This window comes from Sphingomonas jeddahensis, assembly GCF_001981525.1.
GTDB classification, from domain to species: Bacteria; Pseudomonadota; Alphaproteobacteria; order Sphingomonadales; family Sphingomonadaceae; genus Sphingomonas; species Sphingomonas jeddahensis.
In genome coordinates this window covers 180,724-201,086 of the sequence record NZ_MPSB01000001.1, presented here as the reverse complement: position 1 = coordinate 201,086, position 20,363 = coordinate 180,724, and the positions used below count along the sequence as shown (strand labels likewise).

23 protein-coding genes are annotated in these 20,363 nt (G+C 65.4%); 5 read left to right on the top strand and 18 right to left on the bottom strand.

Going from position 1 to position 20,363, the window contains the following annotated elements:
• Nucleotide 1 precedes the first annotated feature (1 nt).
• The 10 genes from tsaE to aspS all read right to left on the bottom strand — a co-directional run bounded on the left by tsaE (nucleotide 2) and on the right by aspS (nucleotide 10,188).
• The gene (tsaE, locus tag SPHI_RS00870; RefSeq protein ID WP_076743224.1) at nucleotides 2–439 is read right to left on the bottom strand and encodes a tRNA (adenosine(37)-N6)-threonylcarbamoyltransferase complex ATPase subunit type 1 TsaE; all 438 of its coding nucleotides are present in this window, start codon (nucleotides 437–439) and stop codon (nucleotides 2–4) included.
• Between the two features lie 11 nt (nucleotides 440–450).
• Nucleotides 451–2,775, bottom strand: coding sequence for a sensor histidine kinase (locus SPHI_RS00865; RefSeq protein ID WP_076743002.1), 2,325 nt, complete (start codon nucleotides 2,773–2,775; stop codon nucleotides 451–453).
• Between the two features lie 78 nt (nucleotides 2,776–2,853).
• On the bottom strand, nucleotides 2,854–3,822 hold the full coding sequence (gene mltG / locus SPHI_RS00860) for an endolytic transglycosylase MltG (protein WP_076743001.1): 969 nt from the start codon (nucleotides 3,820–3,822) through the stop codon (nucleotides 2,854–2,856).
• An 85-nt stretch (nucleotides 3,823–3,907) separates the two neighbouring features.
• A complete protein-coding gene (fabF, locus tag SPHI_RS00855; RefSeq protein ID WP_076743000.1) occupies nucleotides 3,908–5,167 on the bottom strand; it encodes a beta-ketoacyl-ACP synthase II in 1,260 nt (419 codons plus the stop codon).
• A 118-nt stretch (nucleotides 5,168–5,285) separates the two neighbouring features.
• Nucleotides 5,286–5,522, bottom strand: a complete 237-nt coding sequence (locus tag SPHI_RS00850) for an acyl carrier protein (RefSeq protein ID WP_046410516.1) — start codon at nucleotides 5,520–5,522, stop codon at nucleotides 5,286–5,288.
• Between the two features lie 81 nt (nucleotides 5,523–5,603).
• The gene (fabG, locus tag SPHI_RS00845; RefSeq protein WP_076742999.1) at nucleotides 5,604–6,344 is read right to left on the bottom strand and encodes a 3-oxoacyl-[acyl-carrier-protein] reductase; all 741 of its coding nucleotides are present in this window, start codon (nucleotides 6,342–6,344) and stop codon (nucleotides 5,604–5,606) included.
• A gap of 18 nt (nucleotides 6,345–6,362) precedes the next feature.
• Entirely contained in the window at nucleotides 6,363–6,782 is a 420-nt protein-coding gene (locus SPHI_RS00840; protein ID WP_076742998.1) for a GxxExxY protein, read from the bottom strand.
• Nucleotides 6,783–6,823: 41 nt separating this feature from the next.
• Complete coding sequence (gene fabD / locus SPHI_RS00835; RefSeq protein ID WP_076742997.1) at nucleotides 6,824–7,759, bottom strand: ACP S-malonyltransferase; 936 nt, start codon at nucleotides 7,757–7,759, stop codon at nucleotides 6,824–6,826.
• A gap of 88 nt (nucleotides 7,760–7,847) precedes the next feature.
• Nucleotides 7,848–8,327, bottom strand: coding sequence for a DUF892 family protein (locus SPHI_RS00830; RefSeq protein ID WP_076742996.1), 480 nt, complete (start codon nucleotides 8,325–8,327; stop codon nucleotides 7,848–7,850).
• Between the two features lie 37 nt (nucleotides 8,328–8,364).
• Entirely contained in the window at nucleotides 8,365–10,188 is a 1,824-nt protein-coding gene (gene aspS / locus SPHI_RS00825; protein WP_076742995.1) for an aspartate--tRNA ligase, read from the bottom strand.
• 173 nt (nucleotides 10,189–10,361) lie between these two features.
• On the opposite strand from aspS, the gene rnd reads away from it, so the two are divergent.
• Nucleotides 10,362–11,537 (top strand): ribonuclease D, encoded by a 1,176-nt coding sequence (gene rnd, locus SPHI_RS00820; RefSeq protein ID WP_076742994.1) that lies wholly within the window; start codon nucleotides 10,362–10,364, stop codon nucleotides 11,535–11,537.
• Nucleotides 11,534–11,803, top strand: a complete 270-nt coding sequence (locus SPHI_RS00815; RefSeq protein ID WP_076742993.1) for an I78 family peptidase inhibitor — start codon at nucleotides 11,534–11,536, stop codon at nucleotides 11,801–11,803. The genes rnd and SPHI_RS00815 overlap by 4 nt, the downstream gene beginning before the upstream one ends.
• A 45-nt stretch (nucleotides 11,804–11,848) precedes the next feature.
• Here the strand turns inward: SPHI_RS00815 and SPHI_RS00810 are convergent, their stop codons facing one another.
• From SPHI_RS00810 to SPHI_RS00790, 5 genes are all read right to left on the bottom strand, one after another.
• Nucleotides 11,849–13,645 (bottom strand): acyl-CoA dehydrogenase C-terminal domain-containing protein, encoded by a 1,797-nt coding sequence (locus SPHI_RS00810; RefSeq protein WP_076742992.1) that lies wholly within the window; start codon nucleotides 13,643–13,645, stop codon nucleotides 11,849–11,851.
• A gap of 4 nt (nucleotides 13,646–13,649) precedes the next feature.
• Nucleotides 13,650–14,063, bottom strand: coding sequence for a MerR family transcriptional regulator (locus SPHI_RS00805; protein WP_076742991.1), 414 nt, complete (start codon nucleotides 14,061–14,063; stop codon nucleotides 13,650–13,652).
• A gap of 32 nt (nucleotides 14,064–14,095) precedes the next feature.
• The gene (locus SPHI_RS00800; RefSeq protein ID WP_076742990.1) at nucleotides 14,096–14,581 is read right to left on the bottom strand and encodes a hypothetical protein; all 486 of its coding nucleotides are present in this window, start codon (nucleotides 14,579–14,581) and stop codon (nucleotides 14,096–14,098) included.
• Nucleotides 14,578–14,940, bottom strand: coding sequence for a phosphoribosyl-AMP cyclohydrolase (gene hisI, locus SPHI_RS00795; protein WP_076742989.1), 363 nt, complete (start codon nucleotides 14,938–14,940; stop codon nucleotides 14,578–14,580). The genes SPHI_RS00800 and hisI overlap by 4 nt, the downstream gene beginning before the upstream one ends.
• 179 nt (nucleotides 14,941–15,119) lie before the next feature.
• Nucleotides 15,120–15,371, bottom strand: coding sequence for a Rho termination factor N-terminal domain-containing protein (locus SPHI_RS00790; protein ID WP_076742988.1), 252 nt, complete (start codon nucleotides 15,369–15,371; stop codon nucleotides 15,120–15,122).
• 111 nt (nucleotides 15,372–15,482) lie between these two features.
• Between SPHI_RS00790 and purF the strand changes: the two genes are divergently transcribed.
• Nucleotides 15,483–16,940 (top strand): amidophosphoribosyltransferase, encoded by a 1,458-nt coding sequence (gene purF, locus SPHI_RS00785; protein ID WP_076742987.1) that lies wholly within the window; start codon nucleotides 15,483–15,485, stop codon nucleotides 16,938–16,940.
• Between the two features lie 95 nt (nucleotides 16,941–17,035).
• Nucleotides 17,036–17,746 (top strand): SDR family NAD(P)-dependent oxidoreductase, encoded by a 711-nt coding sequence (locus tag SPHI_RS00780; protein WP_076742986.1) that lies wholly within the window; start codon nucleotides 17,036–17,038, stop codon nucleotides 17,744–17,746.
• A 13-nt stretch (nucleotides 17,747–17,759) separates the two neighbouring features.
• Here the strand turns inward: SPHI_RS00780 and SPHI_RS00775 are convergent, their stop codons facing one another.
• Nucleotides 17,760–18,221, bottom strand: a complete 462-nt coding sequence (locus SPHI_RS00775; RefSeq protein WP_076742985.1) for a DUF1465 family protein — start codon at nucleotides 18,219–18,221, stop codon at nucleotides 17,760–17,762.
• A gap of 81 nt (nucleotides 18,222–18,302) precedes the next feature.
• Nucleotides 18,303–18,494: a YdcH family protein gene (locus SPHI_RS00770; RefSeq protein ID WP_076743223.1), complete on the bottom strand. Its 192-nt coding sequence runs from the start codon at nucleotides 18,492–18,494 to the stop codon at nucleotides 18,303–18,305.
• A gap of 189 nt (nucleotides 18,495–18,683) precedes the next feature.
• Here SPHI_RS00770 and SPHI_RS00765 point away from each other — a divergent pair, with 189 nt between their 5' ends.
• A complete protein-coding gene (locus SPHI_RS00765) occupies nucleotides 18,684–18,839 on the top strand; it encodes a YdcH family protein (protein ID WP_076742984.1) in 156 nt (51 codons plus the stop codon).
• A 63-nt stretch (nucleotides 18,840–18,902) separates the two neighbouring features.
• On the opposite strand, the gene SPHI_RS00760 is transcribed toward SPHI_RS00765, so the two are convergent.
• Nucleotides 18,903–20,312 carry a coniferyl aldehyde dehydrogenase gene (locus SPHI_RS00760; RefSeq protein WP_083719560.1) on the bottom strand — a complete coding sequence of 470 codons (1,410 nt, stop codon included), beginning with the start codon at nucleotides 20,310–20,312 and terminating at the stop codon, nucleotides 18,903–18,905.
• Nucleotides 20,313–20,363: the final 51 nt, after the last annotated feature.

Sequence of the window (20,363 nt, the reverse complement as noted above, 5' to 3'; positions counted from 1 at the left end):
TCTATGGCCATCGGCGCTCCCATGCCGCCGGCGCTTCCCAAGTCAAGCGTCGCGCGCCATCCGGTTCGATCGCCAGCGTCAGCCGCAGCGCATCGGGCCAGGCGCCCGTGCCGGCGCGATCGGGCCATTCCACCACCAAGGCGGAATCGTACAGCGCGTCATCCAGACCCAATTCGGCAAGCTCCGCCGCCTCGTCCAGCCGGTAGAGATCGACGTGCATCACCGGCAGCCGCACCTCGGGCAGATCATAAGGCTGGACGATCGCGAAGCTCGGGCTCGGCGCTTCACCGGCAAGCCCCAACGCTGCCAGCAAGCCGCGCGCGATGCTGGTCTTCCCCGCACCCAGCGGCCCCTTCAACGTGATCACGTCGCCGGCCCGCAAGCCACTCGCCAGCTTCGCGCCGACGGCCTCAGTCGCGGCGAGATCGCCCAGGCGCATCGTCCCTGTCGTCATCGCGGCAACTCCACCGTGACCAGGGAGCCGACGCCGACTTCGCTCACCAACGAAATCGTACCGCCATGCGCCTCGGCGAATTGCCTGGCGAGCGGCAGGCCGAGGTCAAGCGCACGTACGCCGCGATCGCTGGCGCTGGGCTGAGCGAAGCGGTCGAAAACATGACGCGCCGCCTCCGCATCCATCCCTGCGCCATCGTCCGACACGATGATCCGCGCGCGTCGCTCGTCGCCATCGGTATGCAGCAGCACCCGCCCGCCCGGCTCCGCCGCGCTGAGCGCATGGCGGAGCAAATGATCGATCACTTCGCCTAAGCGGCGCGGATCGCCGTTCACCTCCCCGGTGGTGGTGCCGATCTCCACCGCCAGATCAATCGCGCGCTCCACGGCCATCTGCCTCATGTCGTCTGCGGCTGCTCGGGCGACCGAGGCGAGATCGACCGTCTCGCGCGCCATCGGCGTATCCCCCGCGCCCTGCGTCAGATCGAGCACGTCGTCGATCATCGTACCCAGCCGACCGACCGATTCGAGGATCGCCGCGACATATTGGTCAGCCTGCGCCGTCAGCTTGCCGGCGTAGCCGCCGTGCAGCATCTCTGCAAAGCCGCTGATCGAGGTCAGCGGCGTGCGCAATTCATAGCTCATGTTGGCCACGAACGCGGTCTTCACCCGGTCCGCCGCCTCCAGCGCCGCCGCCCGCTCACGCAGCGCCTGTTCGGCGCGGCGGCTGTCGGTAATGTCGAGCATGGTGAACAGCGCATTGCCATCGGGAAGCGGCACGGCGGCGAACTCGAAATGCCGACCGTCCGCCAGCGCCACGCGCCCGCCCCGCTGCTGCCGGTCGGTCGTCGCCGAGCGGACCAGTTCGGTCACCAGCTTGGCTCGATTGGGGGTACGCAGCTTGGGCGCGATCTTCTCCGCCACCGAATCGACACGCGGATGGCCGCTGAGGAATTCCTCCTCCAGCTCCCACAAGGCGCGAAAGCGATTGTTCCAAAGCTGGAGCCGCCCGTCCGCCGCGAACACGCCCAGCGCCTCGAACAAATTGTCGAAGGTCGCGGTGCGCACGCGCAGCAACGTGTCTCGCGCCGAGGCAAGCTGCACCTCCTCCGTCCGATCCTCGAAGATCAGCAGCAACCCGCCGTCGGGCAGCAATTGCGCGACGACGCGAATGTACACGCCATTGGGCAAGTGCCACGTCTCTTCGGTCGCAGCGTCCGTCCGCGTAAACCAGTCGCGTCGCTCCGCCTTCCAGCCGGGGAAGTCGCGCACTTCGGGCAAGCGATTGGCCTCCCGCATGCGTTCCAGTACGCGGTCGAACTCCGGGCGATCGGACAGCCACTCGCTGCGCATCGCGAACATTCGACGGAACGGCTGATTGCAGAAAACGAGCGACCGATCGCTGCCGAATTGCGCCACGCCCGCGGATAGCCGGTCCAGCATGGCGCGCTGCGCCTCGGCGAACCGCTGCTCCCGCGCGCGCGCTTCCTCCAGTTCCTCGACGTCGATTGCAAAGCCAGCCACGCCGCCGTTGGGCAGCGGCACGTCGTGCAGCTGCATCGAGCGGCGTGCGCCGCCGATCGTCGCCGGCAGCACGCGGATCTCGGGCCGTCCCGCTTCACGCGCCGCAGTGGCACCAGCGAGCGGCCCACCCTGCCCCGATCCCTCGATCAGTTCCACGCCGCGCGCGACCACGTCCGCCGCATGGGCGCCCTCGACGGCGCGGACATAAGCGGAGTTGACCATCGCCAGCCGCAGATCGGGGCCGCGATACCACATCGGCATCGGGGCGGCCTCGATCAGCCCGGTCAATGCATCGAATGCCTCGCGCACCTGCGCCTGCTCGGCCGCGAGCCGCTCGACCTCGGCCTGCGCTTCGCTCGCGTCATGCACCCACACCACCACGTCGGCGCTGCTCATCCCGATCGGCGAGGGCGCGCCGCGCAGCGTCAGGGCGCGTGCGGCGCCGCGGGGTCGGACCTGACGTACGAAGGGTTTTCCCGATCGCTGAAGCGCGGTCACGTCCGACAGCACATGCTCGGCATCCAGCGGATCGAGCCCACCGCCCGCGGCACTCAACCCATCGAAGTCAGTGGCAGGCTGCACCAGGCCAAACAGATCCGCCACCCGCGGCGGCATCTCGATGCGCAGATCCGCCCGCACTAGAATCGGCTGCATCGGCGCAACGCCAAGCAGCGCCTCTGCCGCGCGGCTTCGCTCCTGCACGCGCTCCGCCACAGCGATCGCCTTCAGCCCGCGGTACAGCGCCATCGACGCCCCCGCGACCAGCAGGAGAAGAACGGCGCCGGTGGCGATCAGCATGGGCGTGGTCGGCAAGGAGCAGGGGAGTCCGTAAGGTGACCCGTCGGTTCTACCCACACGCTCGGCAAAGTGAACAGCCTACATCTCGCCGCGCGCACGGCGGATGGCATACCACTTTGCGACGTTTGCATTGTGCTGCTGAAGCGTGTCCGCGAACACATGCCCGCCCGTGCCATCGGCAACGAAATAGAGGGCCGAACTCGCCGCCGGATCGAGCACCGCCTCGATCGACGCCCGCCCCGGATTGGCGATCGGGCCAATTGGCAGGCCAGCACTGGCGTAAGTGTTGTACCCGTTCTTCGCCTGAAGCTCGGACCGCTTGATCCGGCGACCGAGCGGCTTGCCCTTGGTGATCGGGTAGATGACGGTGGGATCTGCCTGGAGCGGCATGCCGCGCTTCAGTCGGTTGGTATAGACCGCTGCAACTGTCCGCCGCTCCGACGGCTTGCTCGTTTCCTTCTCGACGATCGAGGCGAGAACCACCGCCTGTTCGGGCGTGGTGACGGCAATGCCGGGCTTGCGCTTCTTCCAAGCCGCCGCGAGATAATCGGCCATCGCCTTCTGCATCCGGCCGACCACCGCCGCCCGCGTATCGTTCAGCTGATACGCGTAGCTGTCCGGCAGGATCGACCCTTCGCGGGGCACGGCAACGTCGCCGGTCAGCCCCTCGGCGCGCATCAGCGCCTCATGGACGAGGATCGACGGATAGCCCTCCGGCACTGGCACCAGCCGTTGGCGGACCTTGCCTTCTTCCAACAGGGTCAGGATGTCGGCCGCGCTCGCCCCTGCCGGGATGGCATATTCACCCGCCTTGATCGGGGTGCCGGTGCCGAACACCCGCGCATAGCCGCGGAAGCGCCACGCCGAGCGGATCGCGCCCTGCTTTTCCAGATCGGCCGCGGCGCGGGTTAGGCTCGCCCCCTCGGGAACGACAATCGCCAGCCGCTTTTCCGCCGGGCCGGCGCCCGACCAGTCGCGCGCGACCCAAAAGAGCGCGGCGATCAGCGCGAGGCCGATGATGAGTCCGAAACAGCCGATTTTGCGCATCTACTTCCGTTCCCCGGCGGAGGCCGGGGCCAGTTGTGGCCGGCCCGAAACTGGACCCCGGGCGTCGCCGGGGAACAGATTGCTATCAGATCGCCTTCATCACCAGCGACGCGTTCGTGCCGCCGAAGCCAAAGCTGTTGTTCAGCACCGCGCGCACCTGCCGCTTCTTGGCGGTGTGCGGCACCAGGTCCACGCCCGCGCAATTGTCGCTTGGGTTATCGAGGTTTAGCGTCGGCGGCACGATCTGGTCGCGCATGGCAAGGATGCAGAAGATGCTCTCGACGGCGCCGGCACCGCCCAGCAAATGGCCGATCGCCGACTTGGTCGAGGACATCGACAGCGACCTCATATGGTCGCCGAACAGCCGCCGCACGGCGCCCAGCTCCAGCTCGTCGCCCAGCGGGGTCGAGGTGCCGTGCGCATTGATATAGTCGATATCCTCCAGGCGGAGTCCGGACTTGCGCATCGCCATCTCCATCGATCGGAACGCGCCCGAGCCTTCGGGATGCGGCGCCGTGACGTGATAAGCATCGCCCGACAGACCGTAGCCGATCACCTCGGCATAGATCTTCGCGCCGCGTGCCTTGGCCCGTTCATATTCCTCCAGCACGACCACGCCCGCGCCCTCGCCCATGACGAAACCGTCGCGGTCCTTGTCATACGGCCGGCTCGCCTTTTCCGGCGTGTCGTTGAAATTGGTCGACAGCGCGCGCGCCTGCGCGAACCCGGCGATCCCGAGCGGGCAGATCGCGCCCTCGGCGCCGCCCGCGAGCATCACGTCGGCATCATCCATCGCGATCATCCGCGCGGCATCACCGATCGAGTGCGCGCCAGTCGAGCACGCGGTGACCACCGCATGGTTCGGGCCCATCAGCCCGTATTTGATGCTCACCTGGCCCGAGATCAGGTTGATGAGACGGCCATGCACGAAGTGCGGGCTGACGCGGCTCGGTCCCTTTTCATGCCGGACGATCGATTCGCTCTCGATCCCCGGCAGGCCGCCGATGCCGGCGCCGATCGAGCAGCCCGCGCGGAAGCGCTCCGCCTCGCTCATCTCGGTAAGTCCGGCGTCCTCGAGCGCCTGGCCGGCCGCATCGATGCCATAGACGATGAAGGGATCGACCTGCCGCTGGATCTTGTGATCGACCCGCTTGCCCGCGTCGAAGCCATAAGCGTGATCGGCCGGCTTCACCTCGCAAGCGATGCGACACTTGTAATCGGTCGCGTCGAAGCGCGTGATCGGCCCGGCGCCGGACTTGCCGGCGATGAGATTGGCCCATGCGGTCTCGACTTCCGCACCAAGCGGGGTGACGAGACCGAGACCAGTGACGACGACGCGGCGCATTGCGCTACTCCATGTAATTCATAACGAAACGGCTCCCCGCCCTCTAGCCGGGGACGGGGAGCCGCTCAAATCCTGATCCGGGCAGCCGTCGGCTCAAAGCCACGCTGCCCGCAGGCGATCAGCCCTTGTGCTCGTCGATATAGGTGATCGCATCGCGCACGGTGGTGATCTTCTCGGCGGCATCGTCCGGAATCTCCACCCCGAACTCTTCCTCGAACGCCATCACCAGCTCGACGATGTCGAGGCTGTCCGCGCCGAGATCGTCGATGAAGCTCGCATCTTCGGTCACCTTGTCGGCTTCGACGCCGAGATGCTCGACGACGATCTTCTTCACGCGGTCGGCGGTCTCGCTCATAGTCATTCCCTTTATTCAATTCGGGGGTGGGTAGAATCCTGAACGCAGGTAGAACGGGGCTCGCTGCGTTACAAGTGCGGTTTAAATCATGGCCATGCCGCCGTTGACGTGCAGCGTCTGGCCGGTGACATAGCCGGCCTCGCGCGATGCGAGATAAACGACCGCTGCACCGATGTCTTCGCCGGTCCCCAGATCGCCCGCCGGGATTTTGGTCAGCAGCGCAGCTTTCTGCGCGTCCGGCAGCACATCGGTCATTGCCGATCGGATAAACCCGGGCGCCACGCAATTCACTGTGATGTTGCGACTGGCGAGCTCCTGCGCAAGGGCCTTGGACATGCCGACTAGGCCGGCCTTCGACGCGGCATAATTGGCCTGGCCGGGATTGCCGGTCTGCCCGACCACCGACGTGATCGAGATCACGCGGCCGAAACGCTGCTTCATCATCGGCTTGGCAGCCGCGCGGATCAGGCGGAACGCGGCTTCGAGGTTAACACGGATCACTTGATCCCACTCCTCATCCTTCATCCGCATCGCCAGATTGTCGCGCGTGACGCCGGCATTGTTGATAAGAATATCGATCCGCCCGCCCAGCGCCTCAACCGCCGCCGGCACCAGTCCATCCACCGACGCCGCGTCGGACAGGTTCGCGGGCACCGCGACATGATCGCCGCCCAGTTGATCACGAAAAGCGGCCAGCTTCTCGGCATTAGATCCGGACACCGCCAACCGAGCCCCCTGCCCCGCCAGCGCCTGCGCGATCGCCGAACCGATCCCGCCGGACGCGCCCGTGACCAGCGCGGTCATGCCTGTGAGGTCGAACATTGCTTTTAACTCCTGGGTTTATCGGGTTCTCACAGAGAGCGCAGAGGACGCAGAGACGGTCGGACTATTGACGAACCGCCGGAATCCTTCCTTCAGCGTCGCGCCTGCGAAGTTGATCAGGAGACCCAACGGTTGGCCGGTCAGGCGCATGTAGGTCAGGATCTGCTTCGAATGAACCGGGAGCAAGCGGTCGACCGATTTGATCTCAATAATCACGCGTTCTTCCACCAACAAATCAATCCGGAAGGCGCTTTCGATATGCATGCCGTCAAAGGTGATGTCGATCGCGCGCTGGCGCGCGATCCTATATCCTCGTCGCGCCAGCCACTCGGCAAGAACCGTCTCGTAGACGCTTTCAAGAAGCCCGGCACCCAGATCACGATGGAGTCTGATTGATAGATCAAGGACATCGCCGCTGATCGCATCGATATCCTTCATCGCGCCCTCTCTGTGCCCTCTGCGCTCCCTGTGAGAACCAATTACAACGTCTTCAACAATCCCTCGATGTCGTCCATCGAAACCACGCTCACCGCATTCGCATCCGGCGCGATGCGCTTGACCATCGGGGTCAACACCTTGCCGCCGAACTCGACGAACTCGGTCACCCCCGCCTCCACCATCGCCAGCACCGATTCGCGCCAGCGCACCATGCCCGTCACCTGCTCCACCAGCAGTCGGCGGATCGTGTCGGGGTCGCTCGCCGGCGCGGCAATGACATTGGCATAGACGGGCACCAGCGGCGCCGAGACGCGCGCGTCCGCCAGCGCCTTTTCCATCGCGTCCGCCGCCGGCTGCATCAGCGGGCAGTGGAACGGCGCGGACACCGGCAGCGCAACAGCGCGCTTAGCCCCGTGATCCTTGGCGATCGAGATCGCGCGATCGATCGCGGCCTTCGCGCCCGAAATCACCACCTGCGAGGGATCGTTGTCATTGGCGACGGTGCATACCTCGCCCTCGGCCGCCGCCGCCGCGATCGCCTGCGCCTTGTCGAGATCCGCGCCGAGCAGCGCCGCCATGCTGCCCTCGCCCACCGGCACCGCCGCCTGCATCGCCTGCCCGCGCAGCTTCAGCAGCCGCGCCGTGGTGGTGAGGTCGATCGCCCCCGCCGCGCACAGGGCGCTATATTCGCCCAGGCTGTGCCCAGCGACGAAATCGGACTTGTCGGCCAGCCGCACGCCGCCTTCCCGCTCCAGCACGCGCAAGGTGGCAACGGCATTGGCCATGATCGCTGCTTGCGCATTTTCAGTAAGCGTCAGTTCGTCCGCTGGCCCCTCGACCATCAGTCGGAACAGGTTCTGTCCAAGCGCCTCGTCCACCTCGCCGAACACTTCGCGCGCTGCCGCGCTCGATGCGGCAAGCGCCTGGCCCATGCCGACGGCTTGGCTGCCTTGTCCGGGGAAGATGAACGCACGCATGGAGCCTCTCCTGAAATCGAGGAGGCGGGCGGTAGGCGGGTCCGGGTGCCGGGGTCAACCGCCTTGACTGAAGTGCTGTGGCGGCGGCTCACGCCACCGGAATGTGGCCGCCGATGGTTCCAAGAAGTCGCGCGAGCCGTGTTTCGACGGCGCGATCCTCGGCATGGTTCGCGGACAAGCCCGGCAGCATCGTCGGCGACTCACTGCCAGCGAGTGCCATGGCGGTCTCGATCGAGACAAGCTCCGCAGCCTTGGCCTTGCGCAGCGCCCCGATCAGCGCCGTGTCGAGGATCGGACCGCGCATGTGGCTGTCAGCATCGCGTTCGGCATCATCCAGGATGCCGCTCATCCACAGGTTGTGCGGCGCGCCGGCAAGGTCCGCCATGTCGTCGAGCCGCGCTGCGTGCCGCCGGGCGTTGGCGCGATCGCGCTCGATTACTTCCTGCAATCCCGGATCGGACGCCGCATCGGCCAGCGGCATTAGTCGGTCGATCAGCAACTGCTTGCCGGCGCGAAGATCCTGAAGGGCGACGTGGAGCAGGGCGGCGCGCGAGGCGGTCAACGACATAAACGCTTAGCGCTTGCGCCGCCCCCTGGTTCCCAATTCAGCCGGCGTCGGGGGTGACCGACTTGGCGACATCCTTGGGCTGATCCGCGGTCGAGCGCAGGTTCAGTTCCTTCAACTGCTTGGCCGTGGCGAAGTTCGGCGCGCCCATCATCAGGTCTTCCGCCTTTTGCGTCATCGGAAAGACGATCACCTCGCGGATGTTCGGCTCGTCCGCGAGCAGCATGACGATACGGTCGATGCCCGGCGCGGAGCCACCGTGCGGCGGCGCGCCGTATTTGAACGCGTTGATCATGCCGGCGAAGTTGGTGTCGACATCGGCCTGGCTGTAGCCAGCGATCTCGAACGCCTTGTACATGATCTCCGGGCGATGGTTCCGGATCGCGCCCGACGACAATTCGATGCCGTTGCAGACGATGTCGTATTGATAGGCGAGGATGTCGAGCGGGTCCTTGCTCTCCAGCGCCTCCATTTCGCCCTGCGGCATCGAGAAGGGATTGTGGCTGAAGTCGACCTTCTTCGCTTCGTCATCGTACTCGAACATTGGGAAGTCGACGATCCAGCAGAATTCGAAGCGGCTCTTGTCGATGAGGTCGAGCTGCTCGGCGACGCGGGTGCGGGCGAGGCCCGCGAGCTTGGCGGCCTGCGCCTCCTTGCCGGCGGCGAAGAACACGCCGTCGTCGGGGCCCAGGCCAAGCGCTTCGGCAAGCTCACGCATGCCGATGTCGCCGTGGTTCTTGGCGATCGGGCCGCCGAACTCACCGCCCTTGCGGGTCGCATAGCCGAGGCCAGCGAAGCCCTCACTCTGCGCCCAGGCGTTCATGTCGTCGAAGAACTTCCGGCTCTTGTCGGCAGTATTCGGCGCGGGAATCGCGCGGACCACGTCGCCGGCCTCGACGATCGAGGCAAAGCGGCCGAAGCCCGAGCCGGAGAAATAGCCCGACACGTCGTTGATCTCGATCGGGTTGCGCAGATCGGGTTTATCATTGCCGTATTTCAGCATCGATTCGCGATACGGGATGCGCTTGAACGGCAACGGGCTGACGGTGCGGCCCTTGCCCTGCCAGTCCGCGAATTCCTCGAATACGCCGTGCAGCACCGGCTCGATGGCAGCGAACACATCCTCCTGCGTGACATAGCTCATCTCGAAATCGAGCTGGTAGAACTCACCGGGCGAGCGATCGGCGCGGGCGTCCTCGTCGCGGAAACAGGGCGCGATCTGGAAATAGCGGTCGAAGCCGGCGACCATCAGCAGCTGCTTGAACATCTGCGGCGCCTGCGGGAGCGCGTAGAACTTGCCTGGATGCACGCGGCTGGGGACCAGATAATCGCGCGCGCCCTCGGGCGAGGAGGCGGTGAGGATCGGCGTCTGGAATTCGGTGAAGCCCTGATCGACCATGCGGCCGCGGATCGAGGAAATTACCTTCGATCGCAGCATGATGTTGGCGTGCAGCTTCTCGCGACGAAGATCGAGGAAGCGGTAGCGCAGGCGGATCTCCTCCGGGTAATCCTGCTCGCCGGCGACCGGCATCGGCAGTTCCTGCGCCTGGCTCTGCACCGTCACAGCGCGGGCGAACACCTCGATCTCGCCGGTGGCAAGGTTCGGGTTCACCGTCGCTTCGGAGCGCGCCTTAACCGTGCCGTCGATCGTGATGACCGACTCGACACGCAGCGATTCCAGCACCGGCAGCGCGGGCGAATCGCTGTCGGCGACGATCTGGGTGATCCCGTAATGATCGCGCAAATCGACGAAGAGCACGCCGCCGTGATCGCGCTTGCGGTGAATCCAGCCGGACAGGCGGACCTCGTTGCCGACCTGATCGGCGTCGAGCTGGGCGCAATTGTGCGAGCGATAGGCGTGCATGTCTCGTTTCTCTCGTCACCCCAGCGGAAGCTGGGGTCTCGTGCGGAAAGGGTGCGCTTCCTACCACGAGATCCCAGCTTCCGCTGGGATGACGGGTTAGGAGATGGCCCGCGCCCCTCCCCTTCCATCCCCTCTTTGTCAAGGCGCGCGCGTGGAGCTAAGGAGCCGCGCTTATGCATGTTCACCCGCTTATCACCGACAGCGCCACGCTCGCCAATCTGTGCGCCCGCCTCGCCGATGCCCCCTTTGTGTGCGTCGACACGGAGTTCATGCGCGAGAACACTTATTGGCCGGAACTCTGCCTGATCCAGATCGCCGATACCGAGGAAGCCGCGGCGATCGACCCGATGACGCCGGGGCTCGACATGCAGCCTTTGCTCGACCTGCTCGTCAACAATGAGGATGTGCTGAAGGTCTTCCATGCCGGCGGGCAGGATATCGAGATCATCTACAACCTGACCGGCAAGACCCCGCATCCGATGTTCGACACGCAGGTGGCGGCAATGGCGCTCGGCCAGGGCGAGCAGATCGGTTATTCCAACCTGGTCGACAGCTGGCTGGGAATCGCGGTCGACAAGGGCGCACGCTTTACCGACTGGTCGCGCCGCCCGCTCGATCAGCGCCAGGTGGATTATGCGATCGGCGACGTGACGCATCTTTCCAGGATTTTCCCCAAGATGTTGGAACGGCTGAAGAAGACCGGGCGCGGCGCGTGGCTTGACCAGGAGATGGAGCGTATCTCCGATCCGTCGAACTACGCCAACGATCCCGATCTCGCGTGGAAGCGCGTGCGCATTTCCGGCAGGCGGCCTGACGTACTCGGCCGCCTCAAGGCGATCGCGCGGTGGCGCGAGGTCGAGGCGCGGGGCAAGGATCTGCCGCGCGGCCGCATCGTCAAGGACGAGACGATCGCTGACCTCGCCGGCCACCCACCGAAGAAGCAGGCCGATCTGTCCAAGGTGCGCGGCCTGTCAGCGACCTGGGCGTCGAACGACATCGGCAAGCGGCTGATGACGGCGATCGAGAGCGCCGAGCCGCTCTCCGCCGAGGAAATGCCCCCCCGCGAGGATCGCAAGCCCGGGCTTGGCAAAGACGGATCGCTGGTCGCCGATCTGCTCAAGCTGCTGCTCAAGATCCGCGCCCGCGATATTGACGTCGCGCCGCGGCTGCTCGCGCGCGGCGAGGAGCTGGAGGCACTGGCCGCCGGTACGCGCGACAATCTCGCGATCCTCGAAGGCTGGCGATTCGATCAGTTCGGCCGTGATGCGCTCGATCTGGTCGAGGGCAGGCTGGGCTTCGCGGTCGTCGGCGGCAAGCTCAAGATGACCCGGACGGAGATCGAAGCATGAAGATGATCGTGATGGCGGCGCTGGCACTTGGCGCCTGTGCAACGACGAATTCCGCTCCGGCGGGTGGCAAGTGCGATGCAACGGCAGTGCAAAATCTCGTCGGCAAGCCGCTGGCGGCTAACGAGGCTGACGCCAAGAAGCGCGCTGGCGCCGCGGCAGTGCGCAGCTACGGCCCAGGTGCCGCGCTCACCATGGATTATCGCGAAGATCGGTTGAACATCGAAACCGACGAAGCCGGCACGATCGTCAAACTGTCCTGCGGGTAAGATCGTCGGTGGAGAGGCGCCCCGCCTCTCCACCGATCGAAGATCTCACGCCGCGCGGAACATCTCCGGCGGCAGTGCCATCAGCGCCTCGGCCCCGCCCTCGATCTGGCGGCGGTACGATCCGGCTTCCGGCAGCACGCGCTCGGCGAAGAAGCGCGCCGTCACCAGCTTCGCGTCGAGGAACGCGGCATCGCCCTCGCCAGCTTCCTTCAGCGCCGCCGCGGCGACAGCCATGCGCAGCCACATCAGGCCGGTGGCAACCACGCCTAGCAGATGCATGTACGGTACCGCGCCCGCGCCGATGTTGTTCGGGTTGCTGATGTTCCCCATGAACCACATGGTCGCCGCCTGGAGCTCGCCCAACGCCTTCTCCAGCCGCCCGGCGAACTCCGCCGCAGGCCCGCTCTTGGCCGCCGCACATTCCTCCGTGACCACCTTGAAGAACAGCTGGATCGCGCGCCCACCGTTCATCGCCAGCTTACGGCCGACCAGGTCCATCGCCTGCACGCCATTGGTGCCTTCGTAGATCATCGCGATGCGGGCATCGCGGACATATTGCTCCATCCCCCATTCCTGGATGTAGCCGTGCCCGCCATAGACCTGCTGCGCGTCGGTCGCGACCTGATAGCCTTTGTCGGTGCCAACACCCTTGATGACGGGGGTGAGCAGCCCGATCAGGTCCGCCGCCTCCTGCCGCGCCGCCTCGTCCTCGGCATTGTGCTCCAGGTCGACCTGAAGCGCGCCCCACAGGCACAGCGCGCGCAGCCCTTCGGTCCAAGCCTTGGCGTTCATCAGCATGCGGCGAACATCCGGATGGACGAACAAGGTATCCGCCTTCTCCTCGGGCTCAGCCGCCCCGGTCAGCGCCCGGCCCTGCCGGCGGTCCTCGGCATATTGCACCGCGTTCTGATACGCCGTCTCCGCCACGCCGAGGCCCTGCAGGCCAACGCCGAGCCGAGCTGCGTTCATCATGATGAACATCGCGGCAAGGCCCTTCATCTCCTCGCCAACCAGCCAGCCGGTCGCGCCGTCATAGTTCAGCACGCAGGTGGAATTGCCGTGGATGCCCATCTTGTGCTCGATCGATCCGCACGACACCGCGTTGCGCTCACCCAGCGAACCGTCATCGTTCACCATAACTTTGGGCACCACGAACAGGCTGATGCCCTTCGAGCTATCCGGCGCGCCCGGCGTCTTGGCGAGCACCAGGTGGATGATATTGTCGGTGAGGTCGTGCTCACCGGCCGAGATGAAGATCTTGGTGCCGGTGATCTTGTACGATCCATCGCCCTGCGGCTCGGCGCGGGTACGGATCAGGCCAAGGTCGGTGCCGCACTGCGGCTCGGTCAGGTTCATGGTGCCGCCCCACTCGCCCGACACCATCTTGGGCAGGTACTTTTCCTGCTGCTCGGGCGAACCCTTGGCGACCAGCGCCGCGATCGCGCCATGCGACAGGCCCGGATACATGGCGAACGCCATGTTGGCCGAGATCATATATTCCTGGAACGCGGTCGAGACGACGTGCGGCATCCCCTGTCCGCCGAACGCTTCCGGCGCCGACAGTGTGCCCCAGCCCGACTCGACGAACTGCTTGTACGCTTCCTTGAAGCCCGCCGGGGTCGTTACCGATCCGTCGTCGTGCCGGGTGCACCCTTCCTGATCGCCCGACTGGTTGATGGGGAACAGCACCTCGGCAACGAAGCGCCCGCCCTCCTCCAGCACCGCGTCGACCGTATCGGGCGTGGCGTTGGCGAAGCCGGGCACGTTCGCATGGCCGCTCAGGCCGACGACATGCTCGAGAACGAAGCGCGTGTCGCGCACCGGCGGGGTGTATTGCGGCATGGGATCAGTCCTTATCGGGTTGTTCGAGTAGGGCGACGAACTCGTCGAGTTCGGCAATCGCATCGTCGATGTCGCGCTTCTGCGCGTTGAGGGCATCGATCCGGGAGCGACATCGCGCGATCGTCACGGAGCGTTGCGTGTTGCGGCCGTCCCCGATGTCGTAGAGGTCGATCATCTCGCGGATCTCGGCCAGGCTGAACCCGACACGCTTGCCACGCAGGATCCAGGCAAGCCGCGCACGATCACGATGCGAATAGATACGCGCGGTGCCGCGCCGGTCGGGGGCAATCAGCCCCTCGTCCTCGTAGAAGCGCAGCGCACGCGGGGTCACGCCGAACTCCAACGCGAGATCAGTGATGGTAAAATGCGTGCGATCCGCGCGAGGCGGGAGCGAGTCAAAGACGCCAGCAACCGACATGACCGGCGGTTTACCTACCGCTTACGTGAACGTCAACTGCAGAGCGGCTCCCCGTCAGGCGCGCGCATAGCCCGCGCTTCCGCTTCGGCGCTGCTGAGCAAGCTGGCGTTGATGGCGGTAAGCGTAGCACGCCCGGTGCAGCGCCGATCACACGCGGGGGGGAGCACGGCCGGAAAAACGACCCGCCCACCCTCCACGCCAGCCTCGAAGCGGCAATCCTCCCCGAAGTCGATCTGCAACGTGTCGCGGCCGGATGCGACGCCGCGTGCGATACAGCTTTGCCCCTCGCCATATTCAACGCTGGCGCCGATCCGATAATCCTTGTTGTGCGGCACGATGCACACCCGATCCGTCTCGGAGGCGTAAGCCCCAACAGGGTTAAGATTGGCGGGGTCGGCGACAATCCCGGCTTTCAGGGCCGCCTGCTCCAACGCAGCGCCGGCTTCCTCCGGTCGCGCGGGATCGGGCGCCGGTTGGCCGCAGGCGGCAAGCAGCAGCGCCAGCGCCACATATCTCAACCCACGCGCTCCAGCCCTTCCTCCGTGATACGGCGATAGAAACAGGAACGTGCGCCGGTGTGACAGGCGGGGCCGGCAGGCTCGGCGATCACCCAGATCGCATCCTGGTCACAGTCGATGCGCAACTCGCGAACGCTAAGGAAATGCCCCGAAGTCTCGCCCTTCACCCACAAAGCCTGGCGGCTACGCGACCAGAAGGTCGCCTTCCCGCTAGCGCGAGTCGCCGTTAGCGCTTCGGCATTCATATGCGCCAGCATCAGCACCTCGCCGGTGGCGACGTCCGTCACCACGGCAGTGACGAGGCCGGCGGCATCGTACTTCGGATCGAGGGTGAGGCCAGCTTCGCGTGGGTCGGTCATGGCGCCGCCATTACAGTCCTGAAGGCACGAATCACCAGCCCGACTCATCCGTCATCCCCGCGGAGGCGGGGATCCATAAACTCGGACGTCTCCGCTCTATACTCAGCGCTGGTGCTTATCGATTCCCGCCTCCGCGGGAATGACGGACGGAGACCTTACTAGCTCGGGCGCCGCCCAACTCACTTATGGTTCCGAATCGCCTCCACCAGCGCCGCCTTGTTCATCTTCGACCGCCCTTCTATCCCGATCTCCTGCGCTTCCTCGTATAGATCGTCCTTGGTCCGATCCTCGAGCCTCTCGCCCCGGTGCTCCAGCGTCCCCGCCGCCTTGGCATTGGCGATCCGCGCCGCCTTCTCCTTCGATTCGCCTTGTTTGCGCAGGTCTTCGTAGAGCTTGTCGTCCTTGATCTGCGATCCGTGGTCCTTGGCCATCGCGGAACTCTCCTTTCGCGCACGAACCGATGGGCGCGCGCTTCGATCCACCCCATGACAAATCGGCGACAGTCGCTATATGGGCCGCGCACGACGCGAGCCCCCACGCACATGCTGACCACAAATCCTTTCGACGACGACCATCTGCACGAGGAGTGCGGCATCTTTGGAGTGTCAGGCTCCGAAGGCGCCGCCGCGCTTGTGGCGCTGGGGCTGCACGCCCTTCAGCACCGCGGGCAGGAAGCCGCAGGCATCACCTCATTCGACGGCCATCACTTTCACACCAAGAAAGCGATGGGTCACGTCGCTGGCAATTTCGATAGCGAGGCCGTGATCGGCGCGTTGCCGGGCAGCGTTGCCTGCGGCCATGTGCGTTATTCGACGACCGGCGAGACGGCGCTGCGCAACGTCCAGCCGCTTTACGCGGAGCTGGCGAGCGGCGGCTTTGCGGTGGCGCATAACGGCAATATCTCGAACGCCATGAAGGTCCGCCGGGAGCTGATCCGGCGCGGTTCGATCTTTCAGTCGACCAGCGACACCGAGACGATCATCCACCTCGTCGCCACGTCCAACTATCGCACTTTGCTCGATCGCTTCATCGATGCGCTCAAGCAGATCGAAGGCGCCTATGCGCTGATCGTGATGACGCCTGAGGGCATGATCGCCTGCCGCGACCCGCTCGGCATCCGCCCGCTCGTCATGGGCAAGCTGAATGATTCGATCATCTTCGCCAGTGAGACCGTGGCGCTGGACGTGGTCGGCGCGGAGTTTGTCCGCGACGTCGAGCCGGGCGAACTGGTGATCGTCCAGGGCACCGAGATGCGCTCCGTCCGTCCGTTCGGCCCGGTAGCACCCCGCCCCTGCATCTTCGAATGGGTGTACTTCTCGCGCCCTGATTCGATCGTTGACGACCAGTCCGTCTATTCGGTGCGCAAGGCGATCGGGCAGCAGCTCGCGATCGAGGCGCCCGTCGAAGCCGATCTGGTCATCCCGGTGCCCGATTCGGGGGTGCCAGCAGCGATCGGCTATGCGCAGGAAAGCGGCATTCCGTTCGAGCTCGGCATCATCCGCTCGCACTATGTCGGCCGCACCTTCATCCAGCCAGGCGACAAGGTCCGCCACCTCGGCGTCAAGCTGAAGCACAACGCCAACCGCGCGCTGATCAAGGGCAAGCGCGTGGTGCTGATCGACGATTCGATCGTCCGCGGCACCACCAGCCTCAAGATCGTGCAGATGATGCGCGAGGCTGGCGCGGCGGAGGTGCACATGCGCATCGCCAGCCCGCCGACCAAGCACAGCTGCTTCTACGGCGTCGACACGCCGGAGCGCGCCAAGCTGCTCGCCGCGACGCATGATCTCGGCGCGATGACCGATTTCATCCACGCCGACAGCCTCGCGTTCGTCACGATCGACGGTCTCTACAAGGCGCTCGGCAAGTCGGAGCGCTCGCAATATCGCCCCGGCTATTGCGACGCCTGCTTCACCGGCGATTATCCCACCGCGCTGACCGATCACGACGATACCGCCGCGGTCGATCAGTTCGCGATGCTCGAAGAACGGGTGGCCTGATCTCCCGTTCAGGCTGAGCCTGTCGAAGCCCCGCCCTTCTATTTCCGGATCAGCGAGATAGAAGGCGCGCTTCGACAAGCTCAGGGCGAACGGAATTGAACAAACCTCTCGACAACAAGCTCGCCCTCATCACTGGCGCGAGCCGCGGCATCGGCGCTGCCACCGCAATCGCGCTTGCCGCGCAAGGCGCACACGTCGTGCTCACCGCCCGCACCGGCAAGGCGCTGGAGGAGGTCGAAGAAACGATCTTCGACGCCGGCGGCTCCGCGACCATCGCCCCGCTCGACCTGACCGAGAACGATTCGATCGCCCGTCTCGCCACGGCGATCGCTGAACGCTGGCAGGCGCTCGACGTGCTGGTGCTCAACGCAGGCACCCTCGGCACCCTCGCCGCCGTGCCCGCGATCGACACCAAGGAGCTCGCCACGGTGCTGACGCTCAACGTCTCCGCGCAGGTGGCGTTGATCCAGGCGTTCGATCCGATGCTGCGCCGTTCGGATGCCGGAAAGGTGATCGGCATCACCTCCTCCGTCGGCCGCAAGCCACGCGCTTACTGGGGTGCCTATGGCGCGTCCAAGGCCGCATTCGAGACGCTGCTCGGCGCCTATGGCGATGAAATGGCGGAGATCAGTCGCGTGCGCACCGCCATCATCGATCCCGGCGCCACTCGTACCAAGATGCGCGCCCGCGCTTATCCCGGCGAGGATCCCGCATCGGTGAAGCCGCCGGAAGTGGTCGCCGCGCGCGTCGCCGCTCTGGCGGTCGGCGGGTTCGAGGCCGGTCACTGGGAGCGGGTGGAAGGCTGAGCCTCCCGCGGTTTCAGAACGCCGTCGCCAGCCGCTGGAACATCTGCCGCGCCGGGCTTTCGTCGGGAAGCCCGGCCTCCTGAGCCGCGTCCAGCCGCGCGACGCGACGATGCAGATCCATGCTCGACGCCACCAGCGCCTGCGCCTGCGGCGGCAGTTCCGCCACGGTCTCGCCCGTCGTCGCCGGCGAATCGCCCAGCCGCCGCGATGCGTCAAGCGCGTCGCGCGCCCGCAGCTCACCAGCCAGCACGGCCCTTTGGGTCAGCAGCCAGGCGATGACGTGCATCAGCCGCGTGGTTACCTTCAGCGATTCGCAGCTGAACGTCACGCGCGCCATCGGCGCCAGTGCTTCGCGCTCCTCGCGACCGCCATCGTCGAAATAGCTCCGCGCATCGTCGGCGAGCACCATCGCCTCGACATATAGAGTGTCGATCAGCCGCCGATGGATCGGCGATTCCTGCGTGCCCCCGTGCATGCCGCAACCGTTACATCGTCGATGGGCGATTGCGACAGGCCGGAACCGACCACCTTGGCGTGATCCGTCCCAAAGCGATACTCATGCAATGATGTCGGGGATGAGCTGATCCTCGATCGCGCTGATCTCATCGCGCAGCCGCAGCTTGCGCTTCTTCAACCGCGCAAGCTGCAGCTGATCGCTCCCGGCGGATAATGCCACAATCGCCGCGTCGAGATCGCGATGCTCCAGCCGGAGCGCGCCCAATCGCGTGATGAGCTCGCCATCGTCCACCAAGTCGCCCTCCGTTTCGCGGTCCCCTTAGCAGAAGGCGTGTGACTTGCGCTGCAGAAACTCGTTACAACTGCGTGACATCGCGGATGCCGCGCAGCCCGGCGCAACTTAACCACTTTCGCGTGAGACATTTTGGCCGATCAGTGTTCTACTCCTGAGTCCCGTCAAGCAAGCAAGGAGGTTCCTGATATGCAGACCGCGCATCGTTCGGCTCTGGAGGCCAAGCATGCCACGCTCGATCAGCGCATCGACGACGAACGGCATCGGCCAATGCCCGATACCATGCTGATTGCGGAGCTCAAGAAGCAGAAGCTGCGTCTGAAGGAAGAAATCTCAGCGCACTGATCACTGCACGAACTGACTGGGTTCGGCACGGGGGATCGCTTCCCCCGCGCCGCGCCCGATTGATTACCCGCTGATCTGCCGCGCCACTGCCTTGCGGGTCGCGGCGCCATAGGGCGGCTTCAACCCGGCGATCTTCGCCACATCCAGTTTCGATTGCTTGTAGATCGCCTTGGCGTGGCTGAAGGTGCGGAAGCCGTCGAGCCCATGATATGATCCCATGCCCGATGGCCCGACGCCGCCGAATGGCAGATCCTCCATCGACACGTGGAACACCACGTCGTCCAGCGTCACACCGCCCGAAATCGTCCGGTCCAGCACCCGCCGACGCTCACCCTCATCGCCACCGAAATAATAAAGCCCTAGCGGTCGGTCACGCCGGTTCACTTCCGCGATCGCGCTCTCGATCCCGTCATAACGGCGCACGGGCAGGACGGGGCCGAAAATTTCCTCCTGCATCAGCGTCATGTCGTCTGTTACATCACGCACGATGTGCAGCGGCATCTTGCGGCTGTTGGTGCTGCCGAAATCCTCGTTGGCGGGATTGACCACCTCCACCGTCGCGCCCTTGTCGCGCGCATCGGCAATCCAGTCGTTCAAGCGCTGGAAATGCCGATCGTTGATGACGCTGGTATAATCCGGATTGGACAGGAGCGTCGGGTACATCGCACTTGCCGCGCTCTTCAGCCCTTCGACCACCGCGCCTTCCTGCTCGGACGGCACCAGCACATAGTCGGGCGCGAGACAGATCTGCCCCGCGTTCAGCATCTTGCCGACTGCCACTCGTTCGCTGACCTGCTTCATATCGGCGCCCTTGCCGACGATCACCGGCGATTTGCCGCCGAGCTCCAGCGTGACCGGCGTCAGATTGTCCGCCGCGGCATGCAGGATGTGGCGCCCGATCCCGGTCGCGCCGGTGAACAGCAGGTGATCGAACGGCAGCTCGGCGAACGCCTTGCCCACGTCCGGCCCGCCTGAGACAAAGGTGAGCTCGGTCGGATCGAAATACCGCCCGACGATTTCCTCGAACAAGGCGGCGGTGACGGGCGTATATTCGCTCGTCTTCACCATTGCGCGATTGCCCGCGGCCAACACGCCGGCGAGCGGCGACATGACCAGGTTCACCGGGAAGTTCCACGGCGCGATCACCCCGATCACGCCCTTGGGCTGATATTCCACCCACGCCTTGGCACCCAGCAGGCCGAGCGGAAACTGAACGCCCCGCTTCTCCGGCTTGGCCCATTTCTCCAGGTTCTTCAGCGCATGCTCGATCGGCGAGACGGAGCCGCCGATATCGGTGATCATCGATTGCTCGCGGCTGCGGTGGCCGAAATCCTCGCTCAGCGCGTCGCAGAAGCGATCGGCATGGTCGCGGACCATTGCGGCGGCGCGCTTCAGCCGATCCTTGCGCACTGACAATGGTTCAGGGAGCGCGGCCATGAAGCTCTCGCGCTGGGCAGCCAGTAAGTCCTTCATCGATCCTCTCCCTTGTTTTTTCTTTCCGCGCGAGTTGGTCCTCGTCTCTGT